This window comes from Candidatus Venteria ishoeyi (assembly GCF_030378065.1).
Classification (GTDB): Bacteria; Pseudomonadota; Gammaproteobacteria; order Beggiatoales; family Beggiatoaceae; genus Venteria; species Venteria ishoeyi.
Map to the genome: position 1 here is coordinate 1 of NZ_JAUCGJ010000106.1, position 1,609 is coordinate 1,609.

Below are 1,609 nucleotides of genomic sequence, written 5' to 3' on the forward strand. Positions count from 1 at the left end.
CAGCAATTCCCGCTACATCCTGACTATTTCAGTCAACAATCATTTTCCATTTTTTTCTTAAGGTAATTTTTCATATCCACAAAAATACCTGTCCCGGCCTAATGCCAAGCAGCTAAAAAGGAGAATTTGTATTTTTTATACGCTCAAAGTGACTTAATCTAAAAACCATCGTATTTTTACAAAAACTATGATGTATCATCTGGTCGCAGTTCACCACCGCCCCATTCAAAAATAATTCCTAGCCAAAAATCTTCCCAGCATTTGATAAAAAAACCACGGAACAATCCGCGCATCTCTTCCCACAGCGCCTTGCGCGAATAAAACATATTGCGTGCAGCCCTAAACAGTACGCATACATGCTCTTGTACCTGATCAACTAAAAAAGCTAACATCATCAGCGTAGCAAATGTCGTTGACAGATATTGTTTGCCGTGTCCATAGTTGTGTTCGAGGTTATAACCTAAGTTCTTGAGTGTGTTGAAGGTTTCATTTTCCACCTTCCAGCGGGCACGTCCTGCCCGCATCACCGCATTGACATTCTCCCGGGTCAATTCGATGTCTGTAATCCATTGATGACTATAAATTTGCTTCTCGTCTTTGTACTCCCAATAATCCAAAAAATTGACTAAAATATCCGGGTGCGTTTTGTTCAATGCGACCCCGTTGATGAAGCGATAACCCCTTGTTACGCCATCATCAGTTATTTCAAATTCATTTCCTTCGTTTTGGCTAAAACGCTGTAGTACGTTGTTATACAGCGATACCTGATCATCTGCTGTGACTGTGATAATGTAAGAGTTTCCATGATTTTTTATCATTTTAATGTTTGGCCCATCAGCGCCTATCGCATCTTGCAGAACAATAAACCTCATTCCCGGCAGGGCTTGATTTATCGCAGGCAACAGGCGTTTGGCGGCATTACTCTCACAATCATTTTTGGTTGCCCCGTCTTGCTGGGTAATCGCTTCCGGAAACAAGGGGAATACCTGTGCTTTATCCGGGTGGACAATCGCAGCCCCCATTAATTGGTGGTAATATTCTATTTTGCCATTGCGGTGATGTTTTTCACAGCAATGGGGGCAACTGACGCTGCCAGAACTGAAATACCCGGTGCCGTCCATGCTCAACAGGTAGCCATCCAGGTGGCTATACACATCAAGCGCACCTTCTGTATGTGCCTGTTGAATGATGTTTGTAAATACAGGGCGCAGATATTCTGGATTGACTTCATCACAAACCTCGCGCAAAGTGCTGTCACATGGCGCATGATTCACGCCATAAAGTGTTCGTAAATTATATTTTATACGGCGTTTATCCTTGTTTTTATCAAATTGCAGCAAAGAAGGATATTTTAGTGCAAACATCGCAAATCCTGACATAACGACATCAGGCATAGGATATTCAAGGGGGCCAACACGATACTCAGGTATTTTTACCACTTCATTTTTGATGATTTTTAGTAAGCTTTCTATCGACAGGCTGCGATGGAATGTCAAATCTTCACGAGCGGGGGGCGCGGGTAATTTACGTGGCATGTAACCTTCTCGGGTTTAGTTTTATGATGACTGGGGGGTATTTTAACCTTTTTTGAGTGAAGCGGGAATTGCTG

General features: G+C 42.6%; 1 protein-coding gene. It reads right to left on the reverse strand.

Annotation, left to right across the window (positions count from 1 at the left end):
• Window positions 1-185: 185 nt before the first annotated feature.
• The gene (locus QUF61_RS18085) at window positions 186-1,535 is read right to left on the reverse strand and encodes a hypothetical protein (protein WP_289682949.1); all 1,350 of its coding nucleotides are present in this window, start codon (window positions 1,533-1,535) and stop codon (window positions 186-188) included.
• Window positions 1,536-1,609 lie beyond the last annotated feature (74 nt).